The sequence below is a fragment of the Caulobacter sp. FV2ps19 genome (genome assembly GCF_058681035.1).
On record NZ_CM178729.1, the window covers coordinates 3,458,196 to 3,476,952 of the forward strand.

General features: G+C 64.6%; 17 protein-coding genes and 2 tRNA genes. 5 read left to right on the forward strand and 14 right to left on the reverse strand.

The window, feature by feature from the left end; genetic code table 11:
• Positions 1–3: 3 nt before the first annotated feature.
• Genes rpsC through rpsJ form a run of 8 tightly spaced genes read right to left on the reverse strand, consistent with a single transcriptional unit; the run spans position 4 to position 4,288 of the window.
• Positions 4–753 carry a 30S ribosomal protein S3 gene (rpsC, locus tag ACW18B_RS16400; protein ID WP_492048086.1) on the reverse strand — a complete coding sequence of 250 codons (750 nt, stop codon included), beginning with the start codon at positions 751–753 and terminating at the stop codon, positions 4–6.
• Entirely contained in the window at positions 753–1,133 is a 381-nt protein-coding gene (gene rplV / locus ACW18B_RS16405; protein ID WP_035049356.1) for a 50S ribosomal protein L22, read from the reverse strand. Before rplV ends, rpsC begins: the two co-directional genes overlap by 1 nt.
• A gap of 3 nt (positions 1,134–1,136) precedes the next feature.
• On the reverse strand, positions 1,137–1,415 hold the full coding sequence (gene rpsS, locus ACW18B_RS16410; protein WP_419251730.1) for a 30S ribosomal protein S19: 279 nt from the start codon (positions 1,413–1,415) through the stop codon (positions 1,137–1,139).
• Between the two features lie 3 nt (positions 1,416–1,418).
• Entirely contained in the window at positions 1,419–2,258 is an 840-nt protein-coding gene (gene rplB, locus ACW18B_RS16415) for a 50S ribosomal protein L2 (RefSeq protein WP_492048087.1), read from the reverse strand.
• Positions 2,259–2,262: 4 nt separating this feature from the next.
• Entirely contained in the window at positions 2,263–2,559 is a 297-nt protein-coding gene (locus ACW18B_RS16420) for a 50S ribosomal protein L23 (RefSeq protein ID WP_419251732.1), read from the reverse strand.
• Positions 2,559–3,197 (reverse strand): 50S ribosomal protein L4, encoded by a 639-nt coding sequence (rplD, locus tag ACW18B_RS16425; protein ID WP_492048088.1) that lies wholly within the window; start codon positions 3,195–3,197, stop codon positions 2,559–2,561. The genes ACW18B_RS16420 and rplD overlap by 1 nt, the downstream gene beginning before the upstream one ends.
• The gene (rplC, locus tag ACW18B_RS16430; RefSeq protein ID WP_492048089.1) at positions 3,197–3,964 is read right to left on the reverse strand and encodes a 50S ribosomal protein L3; all 768 of its coding nucleotides are present in this window, start codon (positions 3,962–3,964) and stop codon (positions 3,197–3,199) included. The genes rplD and rplC overlap by 1 nt, the downstream gene beginning before the upstream one ends.
• A 15-nt stretch (positions 3,965–3,979) precedes the next feature.
• Positions 3,980–4,288: a 30S ribosomal protein S10 gene (gene rpsJ, locus ACW18B_RS16435; protein ID WP_004616952.1), complete on the reverse strand. Its 309-nt coding sequence runs from the start codon at positions 4,286–4,288 to the stop codon at positions 3,980–3,982.
• Positions 4,289–4,899: 611 nt separating this feature from the next.
• Between rpsJ and ACW18B_RS16440 the strand changes: the two genes are divergently transcribed.
• Positions 4,900–5,658, forward strand: a complete 759-nt coding sequence (locus tag ACW18B_RS16440) for an outer membrane beta-barrel protein (RefSeq protein ID WP_492048090.1) — start codon at positions 4,900–4,902, stop codon at positions 5,656–5,658.
• Positions 5,659–5,757: 99 nt separating this feature from the next.
• Here the strand turns inward: ACW18B_RS16440 and ACW18B_RS16445 are convergent, their stop codons facing one another.
• The 3 genes from ACW18B_RS16445 to fdhD form a co-directional block, all read right to left on the reverse strand.
• Complete coding sequence (locus ACW18B_RS16445; protein WP_492048091.1) at positions 5,758–6,597, reverse strand: GIN domain-containing protein; 840 nt, start codon at positions 6,595–6,597, stop codon at positions 5,758–5,760.
• Between the two features lie 117 nt (positions 6,598–6,714).
• The gene (locus ACW18B_RS16450; protein ID WP_492048092.1) at positions 6,715–8,982 is read right to left on the reverse strand and encodes an FdhF/YdeP family oxidoreductase; all 2,268 of its coding nucleotides are present in this window, start codon (positions 8,980–8,982) and stop codon (positions 6,715–6,717) included.
• Positions 8,982–9,797: a formate dehydrogenase accessory sulfurtransferase FdhD gene (fdhD, locus tag ACW18B_RS16455; protein WP_492048093.1), complete on the reverse strand. Its 816-nt coding sequence runs from the start codon at positions 9,795–9,797 to the stop codon at positions 8,982–8,984. Before fdhD ends, ACW18B_RS16450 begins: the two co-directional genes overlap by 1 nt.
• 342 nt (positions 9,798–10,139) lie before the next feature.
• On the opposite strand from fdhD, the gene ACW18B_RS16460 reads away from it, so the two are divergent.
• The 3 genes from ACW18B_RS16460 (at position 10,140) to ACW18B_RS16470 (ending at position 15,115) form a co-directional block, all read left to right on the forward strand.
• Positions 10,140–13,019: a TonB-dependent receptor domain-containing protein gene (locus tag ACW18B_RS16460; protein WP_492048094.1), complete on the forward strand. Its 2,880-nt coding sequence runs from the start codon at positions 10,140–10,142 to the stop codon at positions 13,017–13,019.
• A 147-nt stretch (positions 13,020–13,166) separates the two neighbouring features.
• Positions 13,167–14,804, forward strand: a complete 1,638-nt coding sequence (locus ACW18B_RS16465) for an FAD-dependent oxidoreductase (protein ID WP_492048095.1) — start codon at positions 13,167–13,169, stop codon at positions 14,802–14,804.
• Between the two features lie 11 nt (positions 14,805–14,815).
• Positions 14,816–15,115 carry a UBP-type zinc finger domain-containing protein gene (locus ACW18B_RS16470; RefSeq protein WP_492048096.1) on the forward strand — a complete coding sequence of 100 codons (300 nt, stop codon included), beginning with the start codon at positions 14,816–14,818 and terminating at the stop codon, positions 15,113–15,115.
• A 1,003-nt stretch (positions 15,116–16,118) separates the two neighbouring features.
• Here ACW18B_RS16470 and tuf read toward each other — a convergent pair.
• The 3 genes from tuf to ACW18B_RS16485 all read right to left on the reverse strand — a co-directional run bounded on the left by tuf (position 16,119) and on the right by ACW18B_RS16485 (position 17,603).
• Entirely contained in the window at positions 16,119–17,309 is a 1,191-nt protein-coding gene (gene tuf / locus ACW18B_RS16475) for an elongation factor Tu (protein ID WP_492048097.1), read from the reverse strand.
• A 55-nt stretch (positions 17,310–17,364) separates the two neighbouring features.
• Positions 17,365–17,438, reverse strand: a tRNA-Gly gene (locus ACW18B_RS16480).
• 79 nt (positions 17,439–17,517) lie between these two features.
• Positions 17,518–17,603, reverse strand: a tRNA-Tyr gene (locus tag ACW18B_RS16485).
• A gap of 170 nt (positions 17,604–17,773) precedes the next feature.
• Here ACW18B_RS16485 and rlmB point away from each other — a divergent pair.
• Positions 17,774–18,598 (forward strand): 23S rRNA (guanosine(2251)-2'-O)-methyltransferase RlmB, encoded by an 825-nt coding sequence (gene rlmB, locus ACW18B_RS16490; protein ID WP_492048098.1) that lies wholly within the window; start codon positions 17,774–17,776, stop codon positions 18,596–18,598.
• The last annotated feature ends 159 nt before the right edge of the window (positions 18,599–18,757 follow it).

An 18,757-nucleotide genomic window follows, 5' to 3' on the forward strand; every position in this document is an offset into this window, starting at 1 on the left:
TCCTTAGCCCCGATCGCGACGGCCGCGGTCGCCCCGGTCGGGACGATCGCCGCGCTCGCGCCCACCACCTTCGCCGGCAGGGCCGGACTCGGTGGCGAGACGCTTGTCGAGCGCCATCGGGTCATGCTCCAGCACTTCGCCTTTGAAGATCCAGGTCTTCACGCCGATGATGCCGTAGGTGGTCTTGGCCTGCGCAAAACCGTAGTCGATGTCAGCGCGCAGGGTGTGGAGCGGCACGCGACCTTCGCGATACCATTCCATCCGCGCGATTTCAGCGCCGCCGAGGCGGCCCGACACGTTGATGCGAATGCCCTTGGCGCCAAGACGGACGGCCGATTGGATCGACCGCTTCATGGCGCGACGGAAGGCGATCCGGCGCTCGAGCTGCTGGGCGATGGACTCGGCCACCAGCTGGGCGTCGGTTTCGGGCTTGCGGATTTCGACGATGTTCAGGTGAACGTCGCCCTCCGTCATCACCGACAGGTCCTTGCGGAGCTTGTCGATGTCGGCGCCCTTTTTGCCGATGATCACGCCCGGACGCGCTGCGTAGATGGTCACGCGGCACTTCTTGTGGGGGCGCTCAATGATGATGCGCGAAACGCCGGCGAGATACAGGCGCTTCTTCAGCATCGTACGGACCGCGAGGTCCTGATGCAGGAGCTTGCCGTACTGGGGACCGTCGGCGAACCAACGGCTGTCCCAGGTGCGGTTGATGCCAAGCCGAAGCCCGACCGGATTAACTTTCTGACCCATCAGGCAGCCTCACCCAGTTCGCGGACCACGATGGTGATCTCGGAGAACGGCTTTTCAACGCGCGTAGCCCGACCGCGAGCACGCGGCGAGAAGCGCTTCATCACCAGGTTCTTGCCCACATAGGCCTCGGACACGACCAGCGAGTCGATGTCGAGGTTGTGGTTGTTCTCGGCGTTGGAGATCGCCGAGTACAGCGCCTTGCGGACGTCCTGAGCGATGCGCTTGTGGCTGAATTCGAGCTCGTTGAGAGCGCGCTGGACGTTCAGGCCACGGATGGACTGAGCAACCAGGTTCAGCTTACGAGCGCTGGTGCGCAAGGTGCGAACCTTACACATCGCTTCGTTGGCCGGCAGGCGGCGAGGTTGTTTAGCTTGGCTCATGGCCTACTTCCTCTTCGCCTTCTTGTCGGCGGCGTGGCCGGGGAAGTTGCGGGTCGGAGCGAACTCGCCGAACTTCATACCAACCATGTCTTCCGACACGATAACGGGGACGTGCTTGAGGCCGTTGTGGACGCCGAAGGTCAGGCCGACAAATTGCGGCATGATCGTCGAGCGACGCGACCAGGTTTTGATAACGTCCTTGCGGCCAGACGACAGAGAGGCGTCGGCCTTCTTCAGGAGGTACCCGTCGACAAACGGGCCTTTCCAGACGGAGCGTGTCATGGCTTAGCGGCCCTTCTTCGCTTTGTGGCGCGAACGGATGATGAACTTGTCCGTGGCCTTGTTGACGCGAGTCTTGGCGCCCTTGGTCGGCTTGCCAGCCGGGGTCACCGGATTGCGGCCGCCCGAGGTACGACCTTCACCACCACCGTGGGGGTGATCGACCGGGTTCATGGCGACGCCGCGAACGTGGGGACGACGACCCATGTGACGAACACGACCGGCCTTGCCGAGGTTTTCGTTCATGTGGTCGGGGTTGGAGACTGCGCCAATCGTGGCCAGGCAGGTGTCGAGGACCATGCGCAGTTCGCCCGAATTGAGGCGGATCTGAGCGTAGCCGGCGTCACGACCGACCAGCTGGGCATAGGCCCCAGCCGAGCGGGCGATCTGGCCGCCCTTGGCGGGCTTCAGCTCGACATTGTGGATGATCGTGCCAATCGGCAGGGTCCGCAGCGGCGAGGTGTTGCCCGGCTTCACGTCGACCTTTTCAGCGGTGACGACTTCGTCACCAACCTTGAGGCGTTGCGGGGCCAGGATGTAGGCGAGCTCGCCATCAGCCTGATACTTGATCAGGGCGATGAAGGCGGTGCGGTTGGGGTCGTATTCAATACGAACGACCTCGGCCACGCCTTGCTTGCGACGCTTGAAATCGACCAGGCGATACAGGCGCTTGGCGCCGCCGCCGCGGAAACGGACCGCGATACGGCCATTGCCGCCGCGACCGCCCGACTTGGTCAGACCTTCAACGAGCTTCTTCTCGGGACGACCCTTGTAGAGCTCGCTGCGGTCGATCAGGACCAGGCCGCGTTGGCCTGGGCTGGTCGGATTAAAGTGCTTCAAGGCCATCTGGTTAGAGCCCCGTCGTGATGTCGATCGACTGGCCTTCGGCCAGGGTCACGATGGCTTTTTTGACATCGGAACGACGTCCGATGATGCCGCGGAAGCGCTTGGTCTTGCCCTTGGTGACCATGGTGTTGACCTTGGTGACCTTGACCTTGAACAGCTCTTCGACTGCGGCGGCGATTTCGTCCTTGGACGCATCGGCGGACACCCGGAAGACAACCTTGTTCTGCTCGGAAAGCAGGGTGGCCTTTTCGGTGATCACCGGCGACAGGATCGTGTCGTAGTGGCGGGCGGTTGCGGCCATTACGCGGCTTCCTTCTCAGCGAAACGCGCCGAGATCGCATCCACCGCGTCCTTGGTCAGGACCAGGGTGTGGCGACGCAGCACGTCATAGACGTTCAGGCCGGCGTTCGGCAGCACGTCGATGTTCGGAATGTTGCGGGCGGCAAGCTTGAAGTTGCCGTCCACTTCCGGACCCGCGATGACCAGCGCGTTCTTCAGACCCATCTTTTCGAAGGTGGCGCGCAGGGCGGCCGTCTTCGGATCGGTCAGAACGGCGCTGTCCAGCACGACCAGCGAACCGGACTTTGCCTTCGAGGACAGGGCGTGACGCAGAGCCATCGCCCGGATCTTCTTGGGAAGATCGAACGCGTGGCTACGGACGACAGGGCCGTGGGCCTTGGCGCCGCCGACGAACTGAGCCGCACGGCGCGAACCGTGACGAGCGCCGCCGGTGCCCTTTTGCTTGTACATCTTCTTGCTCGTCCGAGAGACCTCGTTACGAACCTGAATCTTGTGGTTGCCGGAGCGGCGCTTGGCCAACTGCCAGGTGACGACGCGCTGAAGGATGTCACCGCGGATGTCGTCGATGCCGAAGATGGCGTCGTCGAGATCCACGGAGCCGGCCTTGCCGCCGTCCAGTTTAATGACGTCGAGTTTCATTAGCCTTCGCCCTCTTCGGTCGTCGCCGCGGGGGCTTCCTCAGCGGGAGTTTCAGCAGCAGCGGCCGGAGCTTGGCCAGCCTTGCGGAAGGCGCCCGGACGCGGAAGGTCAGCCGGAGCAGCCTTCTTGATCGCGTCGCGAACCTTCACGTAGCTGCCTTCGTGACCAGGGACAGCGCCCTTGATCAGGATCAGACCGCGTTCGACATCGACCTTCCAGACGGTGACGTTCAGGGTGGTGACGGTTTCCTGACCGAGGTGGCCAGCCATCTTCTTGCCCTTGAAGGTCTTGCCCGGATCCTGGCGTTGGCCCGTCGAACCGTGCGAACGGTGCGACAGCGAAACGCCGTGGGTGGCGCGCAGACCGCCGAAGTTCCAGCGCTTCATGGCGCCGGCAAAACCCTTACCGACGGTGACGCCCTGGATGTCCACCTTCTGGCCGGCCATGAAGTGGTCGGCCGTAAACTCGGCGCCGACTTCAATCAGAGCAGCTTCTTCAACCCGGAACTCGGCGACGACCCGCTTGGGTTCGACCGAGGCCTTGGCGAAGTGACCGCGCATGCCGTTGGGGGTGTTCTTCGGCTTCTTCGCGCCAGCGCCGAGTTGAAGGGCGGTGTAACCGTCCTTGTCCTGCGTGCGTTGAGCGGTGACCTGGCAACCATCCAGCGAAAGGACGGTGACCGGGATGTGCTGACCGGCTTCATCGAAGAAGCGGGTCATGCCCAGCTTCTTGGCGATCACGCCAGTACGATTTGCGGGGAGAGTCATAAGATTCGGCCCTCCTTACAGCTTGATTTCGACGTCAACGCCGGCCGACAGGTCGAGCTTCATCAGCGCGTCCACGGTCTGCGGAGTCGGGTCAACGATGTCGAGAACGCGCTTGTGCGTACGGATCTCGAACTGCTCGCGCGACTTCTTGTCGACGTGCGGCGAGCGGTTGACGGTGAATTTCTCGATTAGCGTGGGCAGGGGGATAGGTCCCCGCACCGTCGCACCTGTGCGCTTGGCCGTATTGACGATCTCGCGTGTGGAATGATCCAGCACGCGGTGATCAAAGGCCTTGAGCCGGATGCGGATGTTCTGACGATCCATATCGCTCGGTTTCCTAGTGGGCTGCGCCCGCGTCTCGAACCATTTCAAAGACCAACTCGAACTCCCGAGAGAGCTCGTACGCAGCGTCCGCAAAACAAATGGCCCTCACGGTCACCCGTGGGGGTTGATGTCCAGATATTGCGCCCCTTCCCGAAAGAAGGTTTGCGGCGCTATGTCCGGGCGTCTCGCGAACCGCGTTTGAACTCGAAAGTTCACAGCCGGTCCAACAGAGGCGCGCTTGTACGTTCCGAATCTCGTTTCGTCAAGCGCTCTGCTCGGGTCGTTGCATCAAGATGTGACGCGACTCGCCGGGCGAGTTCTGAATAGGCGCCCTGCCCTCCCGGCGCAAGGGGCTTGAAACAGATAACGTTGGTCGGAAATTTGCGTCAGAGAGCCATGTTATAGCAAGAACGTGCGCCCACTCACGCGTAGGCAAAGCCTCACAGCTTTCAAGTGTCACAAATTTGCATTATTTACCCCGCAAGCGCCGCCGTTGGCCTTGAGCACAAGACCAAAGCTCCATAGATGCCGCCCCTCCCCGGCGGACTGGTGGCCCCTCCCCCACAACGACCGCCAGCGCCGGGGTTGTTCCACCAAGGGGATTACCCACTATGAAGACCCAACTCTTTGCCGCCGCCGCCGTTCTGGCTCTCGCCGTCTCGGCTCCCGCCTTCGCCCAGCAAATTGGCTCGGTCGGCGCTGCGGTGAACTACACCGACATCGACACCAAGGTCGCCAGCGGCAATGGCTCGTCCGTCAAGATCGACGGTTCGGTCGCCATTCCGACCACCTCGGCCTGGACCGTCACCCTGAACGGCGACGTCAGCATCTCGGACAACGATCTGAGCGATGAAACCGTCGCCTCGGGCGCCGCCCACCTGACCACCACGATCGGCGACAGCTGGCGCGTCGGTGGCTTCACCACCCTGTCGCGTCCCAGCAACGACACCCTGTGGGCCGTCGGCGCCGAAGCCCACAAGTACCTCGACAAGGTCACCCTGTCGGGCCTGGTGGCCTATGGCCAATCCAACGACCTGGATGCCGACCTGTACGCCGTGCGCGGTGACGCTCGCTACTTCGTCACCGACGACTTCCGTCTTGACGGTGGTCTGGGCTATTCGCGCATCGACACGGCCATCAAGGCCGACGTGTGGGACGTCAACCTGGGCGGCGAATACAAGTTCGCCAACTCGGGCTGGAGCACCTTTGGCAAGTACACCCACGCCGAATCCGACGACCTGGCCGACCTGAAGTCGGACGCGGTGAAGATCGGCGTGCGCTACACCTTCGGCGGCAGCCTGAAGGCGCGTGACGCAGCCGGCGCCGACCTGGCGACCGCTGACGACCTGTTCGGCTTCGCCGCCCGCTAGTCGCGACGGCGCAAGTCTGAAAAGACGGAAGGCCCCGGGACATCCGTCCCGGGGCCTTCTTTCTACACTCTATATATAGGCGCGATCGACGAACGCGGCTCAGTGGCCGATGGCAACGTCGCCCGAGCCCGCCACGTGCTTGCTGATCGACCCGGTCGCCCGAGCAATCCGGACATCGCCTGAGCCCGCGATCGACACGTCGACATCCCCGACCTCGCCGTCATGGGTGACATCACCCGAGCCCATGATGTTGACGTCGATGGACCGCGCGCGGCCGCCGGCGATCGTCACGTCGCCCGAGCCCATGACATTGACGTCGACCTTGCCGCCGGCGCTGGCGGCAATGACGTCTCCGGAGCCGGCGATCGAAACCTCGATATTGCCCGCGACGGCCTGGGTCTTGACGCTGCCCGAGCCGGCGATGCTGATCTCAACAGAACCCGCCGTGCCGACCGTGGTGTCGCCCGAGCCGGCCTGGCTGACCTCAAGCTTGGTTTGCACATTGGCGACGGTCCAGTCGCCGCAGCCGGCATTGGCCAGCTCCAGGCTCTCACTGCGCCCGACGCTGCCGAACACCGCGCCGGCGCCTGCGACCTCGACCTTCATCGGCGTACGCACGACGATCTGCGGGATGTCATCCCACTTCACGGCGCCCACGCCGCGCACCTTGATGGTGGTGGCGCCCATCTTGGTGTTGCAACTCCCGATCTTGTTCCTGCGCATGCCACCGTCGACGATCGTCTCATCGCCGCTCTTGCGAACCGTCAGGGGCAGGCTCTTGTTGGTCGTGATGAACTCGACCTTCACGTCAGAGCGGGCTTCGGGGATGACCACGACGCGGACCACCGCATCCTTGATCTTCACTGAAGGCGCGGCTGCGGCTACGCCGGCGAAACCAAGGGCGGCCGCGCTGGCGGCCAGAACGAGAAGAGCGCGCATCGAATATTTCCCCTGTCGAATGGCGTTGATGCAGGGAAGCTAGCGTCGCACCTCCGACTAGACGACTTAATTCGAGGTCATGACCCGGATGTCACAAAACAGCCCTATGGCCATGGATCAGCCGGCCGCGTGAGCAGAGAGCCGAACCGGAACCGACTTGTAGGCCGGGGTGCCACTGCGCGTGTCGCGATCAGCCAGATCGACCAGGACATTGGTCTCGGGATAGTAGGCGGCCAGACAACCGCGCGGGATATCGCGCGCCACCACGGTAAAGCCTCGCACCACCCGCTCGCCGCCGACGTCAAACGCCGCTGACAGATCCACGCGGTCGCCCGAGGTCAGCCCGCGTGCGGCGATGTCGTCGGGATTGGCGAAGATAACGTCGCGGCGGCCAAACACACCGCGATAGCGATCGTTCTGGCCATAGATGGTGGTGTTGTACTGGTCGTGGCTGCGCACCGTGGTCAGCAGCATGACGTCGGGATCGCCCTGGCGCGGATCGCCGCCCTTGGGCGTGTAGATCAGGAAATTGGCCTTGCCCGAGACGGTCTTCCACACCCGCTCCGACGGCGGCACCGGCAGGCGGAAACCGCCGGGCTCGCGTACCCGCCTGTTGTAATCGGCGAAGGCCTGGGGAAAGACCGCCTCGATCAGGTCGCGGATCTTGTCGTAGTCATCGGCCAGACCCTGCCAGTCGACCGTGTCGCCAGCGCCGAACAAGGCCGCCCCTATGCCGGCGACGATGGCCGGTTCGGACTTCAGCTGTTCGGACGCCGGAGCGTTGAGTCCGCGCGAGGCATGGACCATCGACATGGAGTCCTCGACCGTCACCGCCTGGCGGCCGGACGCCTGGACGTCGATCTCGGTGCGCCCCAGACACGGGAGCAGCAGGCTCTCTCGACCGTGCAGCAGGTGGGTGCGGTTGGGCTTGGTGGCGATGTGGACGGTCAGGTCCACCTTGCGGATCGCGGCAAAGGTCCGGGTCGGGTCCGGCGCCGCAACCGCGAAATTACCACCCAGGCCGATGAACACCCGGGTCCGCCCCGCCTCCATGGCTTCAATCGTCTCGACAACGGTGTGACCGTGCTCGCGCGGCGACTTGAAGCCGAACACCTGGTCCATGGAATCGAGGAACGCGGCCGAGGGCTTTTCCCAGATCCCGACCGTGCGATCACCCTGGACATTGGAATGGCCGCGCAGAGGGCAGATCCCCGCGCCCGGTCGGCCGATATTGCCCTTCAGCAGCAGCAGATTGACCAGTTGCTGCACCGTGCCCGACGAGTCCCGATGCTGGGTCAGGCCCATGCCGTAGCAAAGGATGGTGGCCTTCGAGCGGGCGCATGCCCCGGCGGCCTCCTCGATCTGGGCGCGCGACAGGCCCGAGCCGCGTTCGATCTCCGGCCAGCTCAAGGCGTCCAGCGCCGCCACCAGAGCCTCAAACCCTGATGTGTGCTCAGCGATGAAGTCGCGATCGATCGCGTCCATGGCCAACATGGCCTTCATCATGCCCTGCACGGCCATGGCGTCGCCGCCGATGGTCAGCTGGTAATAGGCCGAAGCGATCGGCGTCGAGGACAGGGTGACCATCTCGACCGGGTCCTGCGGCGAGGCGAACCGCTCCAGCGCCCGCTCGCGCAGCGGGTTGAAGGCCAGGATCGTGGCCCCGCGCCGCGAAGCCTCGTGCAGCGTCGCCATCATCCGCGGATGGTTGGTGCCGGGATTGTGGCCAAAACAGAGGATCAGGTCGGCGTGATCGAAGTCCTCCAGGGTCACCGAGCCCTTGCCCATGCCGATCGAATCCGGCAGGCCCACGCTGGTGGGCTCGTGGCACATGTTGGAACAGTCGGGAAAATTGTTGGTCCCGACCTTGCGGCCCAGCAGCTGATACAGGAACGCCGCCTCGTTGGAGGCGCGACCCGAGGCGTAAAACTCGGCCTGATTGGGATCGGCCAGCGCGCGCAAGGCGGCGCCGGTCCGCGCGAACGCGTCGTCCCAGGCGATCGGCAGATAACGATCAGTGACGGCGTCATAGGCCATGGGCTGGGTCAGCCGGCCAAGATCCTCGATCGCATGATCGCTCCAGCCCAGCAGCTCGGTCACGGTGTGGCGGGCGAAGACCTCGGCCGTGGCGCGCTTGCTGGTCGCCTCCCAGGCCACCGCCTTGGCCCCATTCTCACAGAACTCGAACGAGCTGGTGTGCTTGGGGTCGGGCCACGCGCAACCGGGGCAGTCGAAACCCTCTGGCTGGTTCGCCGAGAGCAGAGAGCGCCCGCCTTCGATCACCGTCGCCTGGTCGCCCAGCGCGCCGGCCACGGCCTTCAGGGCGCCCCAACCGCCCGCGGGCGCATCATAAGAGCGGACACCAGGGATCTTCACCTCGGACATCAGAGGGTCTCCAAAGCAGGTTCGACCAGCCGGTCGGCTCGGGTGAACACGGTGTGGCCGTCCGCGCGGGCCAGGGCGATCAGGGTCAGGCCCGCCTCCTGCGCCTTGCGGATCGCCAGATCGGTCGGAGCCGAAACCGCGACCAGGATAGGGCAGCCGATCCGCACGGCCTTCTCCACCATCTCGAACGAGCAGCGGCTGGTGACCACCACGAAGCCCTGGGCGGGATCCAGCCTCGCCACGGCCATCGCCCCGGCCAGCTTGTCCAGGGCGTTGTGGCGACCGACATCTTCGCGCGACAGCAGGAGGCGGCCCTCCGGGTCGGCGAAGGCGGCGGCATGGGTGGCGCGCGTCAGACCGCCCAGCGTCTGGGCCTGGCTCAGGGCGTCAAGCGCCCGCTGAACCGCCGGATGAACGATCTTCACCCCCGCCCCCACCTGCGGCAAAGGTCGCACGGCGTCCGACAGGCGCTGCACGCCGCAGAGTCCGCAACTGGAGCGTCCCTCAAGGGTGCGCGGTCGAGCCTTGCGGTTGACCGCGCCGACCCGCAGTCGGACGTCGGCCAAGAGGCCCAGATCGGTCTCGCGAACCTCGATATCTATAATGTCGGCCGCGCCGGCCACGGCCTCGGTCAGGGTGAACCCCCGAGCCAGGTCCGCGACATCCGCAGGCGTCGCCATCAGCACCGTGTGTGGACGTCCGTCGAACGACAGACCCACGGCGACCTCGTCCGGGACGACGCGCTCGATGGATTCGATCTTGGCCCCGGCGCGCCACTGCTGGGCGGGACGGCGGGCGACGGTCGGAATTGACATGAGTGAGAGCCTATCGCGCTCAGAGCGCCGCCGTCACGACAATAAGATGACAGATGTGACCGAAAGGACACGGGAAAATCTACCCAAAATGCCGCTAATTCGACGAAATTGGGATAAAAATTGCCCCATTTGTCGCCATTACGAATGGCGCATTTCCAATAACGCATCAGCGTCCCTTGGAATATTTGACTAATACCCAACGGCCATTTTCCGCAATTTTCCGGCAATTTTTTGCTCACAGATGCGAAACAAGCCGCGCTTACCCCTGCCCCATCGCGAACATGCTTTCGCTGAACTTTCGTCGTCTTTGATTCAAGACGGCGAGTAAGGGGATTTTTCCGAATGCCGAGAACCGAGTACCTCGCCAGCGCCTCCGCGCTCGTGCTTCTGCTGACCGCCGCTCCCTTGGTCGCCCAAGCCCAAACCACCGACGCGGATCAACCCGCCGCGGTGGAAGAAATCGTCGTCACGGGCTCGCGCATCGCGCGCCGCGACTATGTTTCCAACAGCCCGATCGTGACAGTCGGCAAGGCCGACATCGAAAAGGTCGGCTCGGTGACGGTCGACACCCTGCTCAACCAGATGCCGCAATTCGTGCCGTCGGTGAGCAGCAGTTCGAACAACCCGTCGAACGGCGGCCAGGCCAATATCGACCTTCGCGGTCTGGGCACGCAGCGGACCATGATCCTGCTCGACGGCCATCGCGTGGTTCCGTCCAACTCTGACGGCACGGTCGACATCAACATCATTCCGGCCGCCCTGATCCAGAATATCGAGGTCATCACCGGCGGCGCCTCGGCGACCTACGGTTCGGACGCCATGTCCGGCGTCGTCAACTTCAAGCTCAACAACAACTTCAGCGGCCTGCAGATGGACGCCCAATATGGCGTCACCGAAGAAGGCGACGGCAAGGAAAAGGCCCTGTCGATCACCGCCGGCGGCAAGTACGCCGACGATCGCGGCCATGCCGTTCTGTCGCTAGGCTATTCGGAGCGCGGCTCCGTCCTGAACGCCGCCCGTGACTTCTCGTCGGTGTCTGGCGCGTCCTCGACGACCCCCTATGGCCGCTACGACGCCAGCGGCACGAACCTGCCCAGCCAGGCCGCCATGGACGCCGTGTTCGCCAAGTACGGCTCGGCCGCCGGTGCGGTGAAGGCCAGCGCCAACCTGGGCTTCAACAACGACGGCACGCTGTTCTACAACGGCGTCAACTACCTGGGCTCGACCGCGATCGACTATTCCACGATCCCGGTCAACGGCACCTACAACACCGGCCCGCTGAACCTGCTGCAACTGCCTCTGACCCGGTACACCGCCTATGCGGCGACCGACTATCAGATCAATGACCACGCTCAGTTCTACGGCGCGTTCAACTTCACCCATTACGACTCGACCACGATCCTGGCGCCGGCCCCGGCGGCCAGCTCCACGGGCTTCAGCGTTCCGGTGAGCAACCCGTTCATCTCCGAGGACCTCGCCACCCTGTTGGCCAGCCGCCCGGATCCCACCGCCAGCTTCCTGCTGCGCAAGCGCTTCACAGACGTGGGTCCGCGACAGTCGGACACCACTTACAACGTGTTCCAGATCAACGGCGGCGTGCGCGGCGACATCGGCTTCAAGGACTGGACGTATGACGTCTATGCCTCCTATGGCCGCTCGGAGCAGAACGAGACCCAGTCAGGCAATGTCAGCCACTCGGCTGTGCAGACCCTGCTCAACGCCGCCGACGGCGGCGCCAGCATCTGCTCGGGCGGCTATGACCCGTTCGGCCTGCAGGCGCTTTCGTCAGCCTGTAAAGCCTACATCGCGCGTCAGACCAAGAACCGCACCGTGGCCGAGCAACAGGTGGTCGAAGCCAACGTCCAGGGCGCTCTGTTTGATCTGCCGGCCGGCGAAGTCCGCGGCGCCTTCGGCGTCAGCTACAAGCGCGACACCTATCTGTTCGAGCCCGACAGCCTGCTGTCGACCGGCGACGTCGTGGGCTTCAACGCTCAGGACTCCATCGACGCAGCCACCAACGTCAAGGAAATCTACGGCGAACTGCTGGTGCCCGTCCTGAAGGACCTGCCGTTCATCAAGGCCTTGAACCTGGACGCCGCCTATCGCCTGTCGGACTATGACACGGTCGGCAATGTCAGCGCCTACAAGCTGGACGGCAACTGGGAAGTGGTTGACGGCTTCCGCGTGCGCGGCGGCTATCAACGCGCCGTTCGCGCGCCGTCGATTGGCGAACTCTATTCGCCTCAGTCTCAGAACTATCCCTCGATCAGCGAGGACCCCTGCGCCTATGACAGCACCTACCGCGCCGGGTCGAACGCCGCCAACATCCGAGCGCTGTGCGTGGCGCAGGGCGTGCCTGCGTCGATCATCGACAGCTACACCTATGCCAACACGCAGATTAACGCTCTCGAAGGCGGCAATCCGGATCTGAATGAAGAGACGGCCGACACCTACAATGCCGGCTTCGTCTGGACGCCGCGGTTCAGCCACCCGCTGCTGGAGCGCCTGTCTCTGTCGCTCGATTACTACTCGATCGACATCAAGGACGCGATCGGCACGATCGACGCCGCCACCGCCCTGGACAAGTGCTATTCGGCCGAGGGCAATCCGACCGGTTCGGCCTCGAACTATTATTGCAGCCTGTTCGTGCGCAACAGCGCGACTGGGGAAATCGATACGCTGAGCCTCACAAACCTGAACCTGGCCGAGTACAAGACCTCGGGCGTCGACTTCCAGGTCGACTGGGGCTTTGGTCTGGGCGCGGTGGGCCTGGATGACCGCTACGGCGCGATCAAGGTCAACCTGGTCGGCGCCTACCTGGACAGCTTCAAGGTCCAGAGCCTGCCGGGCGAAGACTTCGCCGAACTGAAGGGCACGATCGGCAATACGCAAATCAGCAGCAGCTCCGTCTCCCACCCCGAGTGGAAGTACACCACGTCGCTCAGCTATCTGGTCGGCCCGGTCGAGGTCGGGGCGCGCTGGCGTCATATCGGCGACATGGTCGACGCTTCGGACGCCAGCGAGAAGATCGGCGCGGTGGACTATTTCGACCTGAACGGGTCGTGGAAGATCACCGAGGCCTATTCGATCCGCGGCGGCGTCACCAACCTGACCAACAAGCAACCGCCCTACTTCACGTCCAACGTGCAGGCCAATACCGATCCGTCGACCTATGACGTGCTCGGCCGGCGCTTCTACATGGCGATCAAGGCGAAGTTCTAAAGTCTGATCTCGTTCTAGACGGCCAGGGCGGCGGATCCTTTTCAGGGTCCGCCGCCTTTCTTTTTGCCGCCTTGCGGCGGGGCGGGATCGTGCAAGACTTCGCCGTTCGCGGGACGTCCGATGAGGGTCTCAGGAGCACAGTCGCCCATGACAGCGTCCACCTTCGACACCCGCCACGCCCAGATGTTCCCGACGCTGGACGACGCCCAGATCGCTCGCCTGCGGCGCTTTGGGACGCCCCTGCGCTTTGCCCCGGGCGAGAGCCTGAGCCGCGCGGGCGAAGTCGGGCCTGGCCTCTTTGTCCTGCTCTCCGGACAGGTCCGGGTCTCACGCCGCGACGAGCAAGGCCAGGCGCACACCATCATCGATCACGACCCCGGCCAGTTCGTGGGCGAGATCGCCCAGCTATCGGGCCGCCCCTCCCTGGTCGATGTCGAGGCGCTCAGCGCGGTCGAGGTCCTGCGGATCGCCCCCGACCGCCTGCGCGCCGTTCTGATCGCCGAGGCCGAGCTGGGTGAAAGGATCATGCGGGCGCTGATCCTGCGCCGGGTCAGCCTGATCGAAACCGGGGCCGGCGGACCGGTGATCATTGGTCGCGCCGGGGACGCCGACGTGATCCGCCTCAGCAGCTTCCTGGCCCGCAACGGGCACCCCTTTCGACATCTCGACCCCGACACCGTCAGCTGCGCCCAGGTGCTGATCGAGCGGTTCGAGGTCGATGAGACCCAGCTGCCGATCGTCCTGTGTCCCGCCGGTCAATTGCTGCGACGGCCGTCCGACCGCGACCTGGCCCGCTGCATCGGCCTGGTCGGCCGGATCGATCCGGACCGGCTCTATGACGTCGCCGTCATCGGCGCCGGTCCCGCAGGCCTGGCGACGGCGGTCTATGCCGCATCGGAGGGCCTGTCGGTTCTGGTGCTCGACACCCGCGCCTTCGGCGGCCAGGCCGGGGCCTCGGCGCGGATCGAGAACTATCTGGGCTTTCCGACCGGCGTCTCGGGCATGGCCCTGATGGGGCGGGCCTATAACCAGGCCCAGAAGTTCGGGGCGGAAATGGCCATACCCGACCAGGTGACCATGCTCGACTGCGAAGGGCGATCCGACCGCTATCGCCTGATCCTCTCCCCCGATGAAACCGCTCAGGCCCGGACGGTGGTGATCGCCAGCGGCGCGCGCTATCGCCGGCTGGACGTGGCTGACCTGGACCGGTTCGAAGGGACCAGCGTCCACTATTGGGCCTCGCCCCTGGAGGCCAAGCTCTGCGCCGGCCAGGAGGTGGTGCTGGTCGGCGCCGGCAACTCGGCCGGCCAGGCGGCCGTCTATCTGGCCGGCCAGGTCGCCAAGGTCTGGATGATCGTGCGCGGCGAAAGCCTGAAAGCCAGCATGTCGCGCTACCTGATCGAGCGTATCGAGAGCCTGCCCAATATCGAGGTGGTGGTGCGCAGCGAGGTCACCCAGCTGGTCGGCGAGCAGGGCCAGCTTGGCGAAATCGCCTGGCGCGATGTCGACACAGGCGCGCAGACGCGCCGGCCGGTGCGACACCTCTTCCTGTTCATCGGCGCGACGCCCAACACCGCTTGGCTGAGCAGCTGTGACGTCGAGCTCGACAATCACGGCTTCGTCCGCACCGGCGCCGATCTGGGCCAGCCCCTGATGCAGACCAGCCTGCCCGGCGTCTTCGCGATCGGCGATGTGCGCTCCGGCTCGGTCAAGCGCGTCGCCGCCGCCGTCGGCGAAGGCGCCCAGGTGGTCGCCGCCATCCACGCCCATCTCGCCCAGGCCTGAAGGAGCCCGCCATGCCCTGCACCCACGCAAACGCGATCCATGACGTCACGCCCAGCGCCAAAGGCTGCGAAGACTGCCTGAAGACCGGCGGGCAATGGGTGCACCTGCGGATCTGCCGGACCTGCGGCCATGTCGGCTGCTGCGACCAGTCACCCGGCAAGCACGCCACGGCCCACTTCCATGCGACCCGGCACCCGATCATCGAGGGCTATGACCCGCCGGAGGGCTGGGGCTGGTGCTATGTCGACGAGCTGTTCCTGGAGCTCCCCGACCAGACGCCGCAGGACGGGCCCATTCCGCGTTTCGTGTAGAGACGCTGAGCTGGTCAAAGCACCGGCCTTTCGCCTCCAGACCGAATGTCCATTCGGCCCGGCGCGCACGGGTTCGCAGCCTCGCCGGATTTCACCGGCAAGTGGGGAGGCGGCGGAGCGTCCGGGCCAGGCCCGGATGAGGGTTTAGTGGAGTACCGTTTCGGCCGGGGCCGGAGCGCTCCGCGTAGCCGTTATTCGGGAGCATCGCCGGGCTGGCGGGGTGTTAATCCGCTCCGGTAGCTAGGCCCCCGGCGGGCAGAGTGTTGGCGCACCCTGGACCGCATGGGCGATTTCAGCCCATGCCTGTTGCGCGTCATCGGTCGTCGGCAAAGAGAGTTCCCGGCGGTCTGGGCCTGGCCTCAACACGGGACGGTCCTCGAGGGGTGTCCACGCTCAGCCAGACCCCGCCGGGCCTTCGACGACGGCCGACGGGCGCTTCCCGCTCGACCACCCCCACCGCGCCTTCGGTCGCCAGCTGAACGCCCTCCCCCGCGATGGGGCGAGGAGAAGTATGCGGCCGTTCTGGAGGGTGATGCGTCGATTTTCCATCGTGACGCTGGCTCGAGCGGTTAGGGCGTTGAATTTGTTGAGGGCGAGCAGCGCGAACGCCCGTGCGAGGATGGGGATAGAGGGCGGGCCGTCTCCCTTCCCCCTTGATGGGGGAAGGGTTGGGGATGGGGGTGAAAGAGGTTCAGGATGGAGCTCGGCCCGCGTGAAGTCGTCTGGCGGTGTCACCCCCATCCCTGCCCTTCCCCCATCAAAGGGGGAAGGGCTGTGCTTTGGCGTCGCAGGCCGCGCCGGAAGGGAGCCATCCTTAAATCTCACGGCGAGACGATCGGCGCCTGCCGCCCGCTCTCCCCGGCGAAAGCCGGGGCCCAGGTTCAGCCTGAGCCTCTGGGGATGATCCGCCTTTTGGCCCAGCCCCGCCCCCCAAACGCAAAAGGCCCCGGCGTTTCCGCCGGGGCCTTCGCCTTAGATCAGCTTGTCGCTGAAGATCGATCGATTACTCGACGATCTTGGCCACCACGCCGGCGCCGACCGTGCGGCCGCCTTCGCGAATGGCGAAGCGCAGGCCCTGGTCCATGGCGATCGGGGTGATCAGCTCGACGTCCAGCTCGGCGTTGTCGCCCGGCATGATCATTTCCACGCCTTCGCGCAGCTTGATGATCCCGGTGACGTCCGTCGTACGGAAGTAGAACTGCGGGCGATAGTTGGTGAAGAACGGGGTGTGACGGCCGCCTTCTTCCTTGTTGAGGATATAGGCTTCGGCCACGAACTTGGTGTGCGGCGTGATCGAACCGGGCTTGCACAGCACTTGGCCGCGCTCGACGTCTTCGCGCTTGGTGCCGCGCAGCAGCACGCCCACGTTGTCGCCGGCTTGACCCTGGTCCAGCAGCTTGCGGAACATTTCGACGCCCGTGCAGGTCGTCTTCTGAACCGGACGGATGCCGACGATTTCGACTTCTTCGCCGACCTTGACGATACCCTTTTCGATCCGGCCGGTCACAACCGTGCCGCGGCCCGAGATCGAGAACACGTCTTCGACCGGCATCAGGAACGGCAGGTCCAGCGGACGGGCCGGTTGCGGGATGTAGTCGTCAACCGTCTGCATCAGCGCGAAGATCGACTGTTCGCCGATCTTGGGATCGCCGCCGTCGATGGCGACCTTGGCCGAGCCCTTGGTGATCGGAATGTCGTCGCCCGGGAAGTCATACGAGCTGAGCAGCTCGCGCACTTCCATCTCGACCAGTTCCAGCAGTTCTTCGTCGTCGACCAGGTCGACCTTGTTCATGTAGACGACCAGGGCGGGCACGCCGACCTGACGGGCCAGCAGGATGTGCTCGCGGGTCTGGGGCATCGGGCCGTCAGCGGCCGAAACCACCAGGATCGCGCCGTCCATCTGCGCCGCGCCGGTGATCATGTTCTTCACATAGTCGGCGTGGCCGGGGCAGTCGACGTGGGCGTAGTGACGGTTGGCCGTCTCATATTCCACGTGCGCGGTGTTGATCGTGATGCCGCGGGCCTTTTCTTCCGGCGCGGCGTCGATGTCGGCGTAGTTCATCGCCTTACCGCCGCTGGCCTTGGCCAGCGTGATGGTGATCGCGGCCGTCAGCGTCGTCTTGCCATGGTCAACGTGACCGATGGTGCCGATGTTGCAGTGCGGCTTAGTACGTTCGAACTTTTCCTTGGCCATCGTCTCTACCTTCGCGCCGGCGGCTATGATTGTGGGTTGTGTATATATAGGGAGCTGGAGCGGGTAGCGGGAATCGAACCCGCATCCTCAGCTTGGAAGGCTGCTGCACTACCACTGTGCTATACCCGCCTAGCTGCGGGGTCGCGTCGGCTCCCGGTCTCTGGCTTCGGCGCCCGTCTCGATCGCCTTGAGGCGGCTTCAACGCGCGTGGTGGGGGAAGTAGGACTCGAACCTACGAAGGCGTACGCCAGGGGATTTACAGTCCCCCCCCTTTGCCACTCGGGACATTCCCCCAGCGCGCGTTGAGCGACCTCAATGCGACCCTTCCTGCTTCACGACGCCCGGCGAACCGTTCGTCACGAAAAAGGAACAAAGGCTTCCTTGAGCGCTGTCGGATGGTGCTAAAGCAGCGCCGTCCTGGCTCGCGGAAACCCTCAGGGCCCCAAATCGGAGCGCGTCTTATAGTGTCCTCTCATTCCGAACGCAACGACCGCCGGAAGCCTTCTGCGCCAGGACGTGATTTTAGTCACAAGCCTCGGAATAATCAGGGCTTTTCCAAGGGCAAAGAAGACGCCAAGGACTGGATTTGGGGGATTCACGCTGTTGAAGCGGCCCTGACCAACCCCGCCAGACCCGCTCCGAAACGCCTTCTGGTCACCGCCGACCGCGCCAAACGACTCGCTCCGGCGGTCGCCAAACTGGCGTGTCTGCAGATCATGGAAGGCCAGGATATCGCCCGCCAGTTGCCGCAGGGCGCCGTCCACCAGGGCCTGGCCCTGAAGATCGATGAGCCCGAGGCGCTGTCGATCGCCGAGCTGGGCGAGAATCCCGGCGGCTTTCTGGTGATGCTGGACCAGATCACCGACCCTCAGAACGTCGGCGCGATCTTCCGCTCGGCCGCCGCCTTTGGGGCGCGCGGGGTCATTCTGCAGGATCGCCACGCCCCCACCCTGTCGGGCGTGCTGGCCAAGACCGCCGTCGGCGGGGTCGACAAGGTGGCCCATGCGCGCGTGGTCAATCTGTCCAGGGCGCTCGAGGAACTGGCCGATATGGGCTGGCGGGCCGTGGGACTGGCCGGCGAGGCCGAAGAAACGCTCGACGTGGCGCTCGACGGCTCGCCGACCGTACTTGTTCTGGGTTCGGAAGGTGAAGGCGTACGCCGTTTGGTCGCAGAGCATTGTGATGCCATGGGAAAAATCGCCATGCCGGGCGGCTTTGAAAGCCTGAATGTGTCTGCTGCGGCGGCAATCGCGCTCTATGAAGCGTCACGGCTTTCCCGTGGTGGGTGAAATCGGTTCGTGAATCTCCCTTAACCGTTTTGATTTCGTCGCAACCTCGTGCTCTTCTCGCTGACAGTGTTCCGTGAGCGCTGCTCGGCGGATGAATCTGGCATGGGATCGGGGGACCCGATGTTTGGACTTAATGTGCGTCTGGCGGCTTTAAGCGCT

Excerpts from the sequence above, each read along its gene's own strand:
- rpsC (WP_492048086.1), bottom strand. The coding sequence starts at position 753 with ATGGGTCAGAAAGTTAATCCGGTCGGGCTTCGGCTTGGCATCAACCGC.
- rplV (WP_035049356.1), bottom strand. The coding sequence starts at position 1,133 with ATGAGCCAAGCTAAACAACCTCGCCGCCTGCCGGCCAACGAAGCGATG.
- rpsS (WP_419251730.1), bottom strand. The coding sequence starts at position 1,415 with ATGACACGCTCCGTCTGGAAAGGCCCGTTTGTCGACGGGTACCTCCTG.
- rplB (WP_492048087.1), bottom strand. The coding sequence starts at position 2,258 with ATGGCCTTGAAGCACTTTAATCCGACCAGCCCAGGCCAACGCGGCCTG.
- ACW18B_RS16420 (WP_419251732.1), bottom strand. The coding sequence starts at position 2,559 with ATGGCCGCAACCGCCCGCCACTACGACACGATCCTGTCGCCGGTGATC.
- rplD (WP_492048088.1), bottom strand. The coding sequence starts at position 3,197 with ATGAAACTCGACGTCATTAAACTGGACGGCGGCAAGGCCGGCTCCGTG.
- rplC (WP_492048089.1), bottom strand. The coding sequence starts at position 3,964 with ATGACTCTCCCCGCAAATCGTACTGGCGTGATCGCCAAGAAGCTGGGC.
- rpsJ (WP_004616952.1), bottom strand. The coding sequence starts at position 4,288 with ATGGATCGTCAGAACATCCGCATCCGGCTCAAGGCCTTTGATCACCGC.
- ACW18B_RS16440 (WP_492048090.1), top strand. The coding sequence starts at position 4,900 with ATGAAGACCCAACTCTTTGCCGCCGCCGCCGTTCTGGCTCTCGCCGTC.
- ACW18B_RS16445 (WP_492048091.1), bottom strand. The coding sequence starts at position 6,597 with ATGCGCGCTCTTCTCGTTCTGGCCGCCAGCGCGGCCGCCCTTGGTTTC.
- ACW18B_RS16450 (WP_492048092.1), bottom strand. The coding sequence starts at position 8,982 with ATGTCCGAGGTGAAGATCCCTGGTGTCCGCTCTTATGATGCGCCCGCG.
- fdhD (WP_492048093.1), bottom strand. The coding sequence starts at position 9,797 with ATGTCAATTCCGACCGTCGCCCGCCGTCCCGCCCAGCAGTGGCGCGCC.
- ACW18B_RS16460 (WP_492048094.1), top strand. The coding sequence starts at position 10,140 with ATGCCGAGAACCGAGTACCTCGCCAGCGCCTCCGCGCTCGTGCTTCTG.
- ACW18B_RS16465 (WP_492048095.1), top strand. The coding sequence starts at position 13,167 with ATGACAGCGTCCACCTTCGACACCCGCCACGCCCAGATGTTCCCGACG.
- ACW18B_RS16470 (WP_492048096.1), top strand. The coding sequence starts at position 14,816 with ATGCCCTGCACCCACGCAAACGCGATCCATGACGTCACGCCCAGCGCC.
- tuf (WP_492048097.1), bottom strand. The coding sequence starts at position 17,309 with ATGGCCAAGGAAAAGTTCGAACGTACTAAGCCGCACTGCAACATCGGC.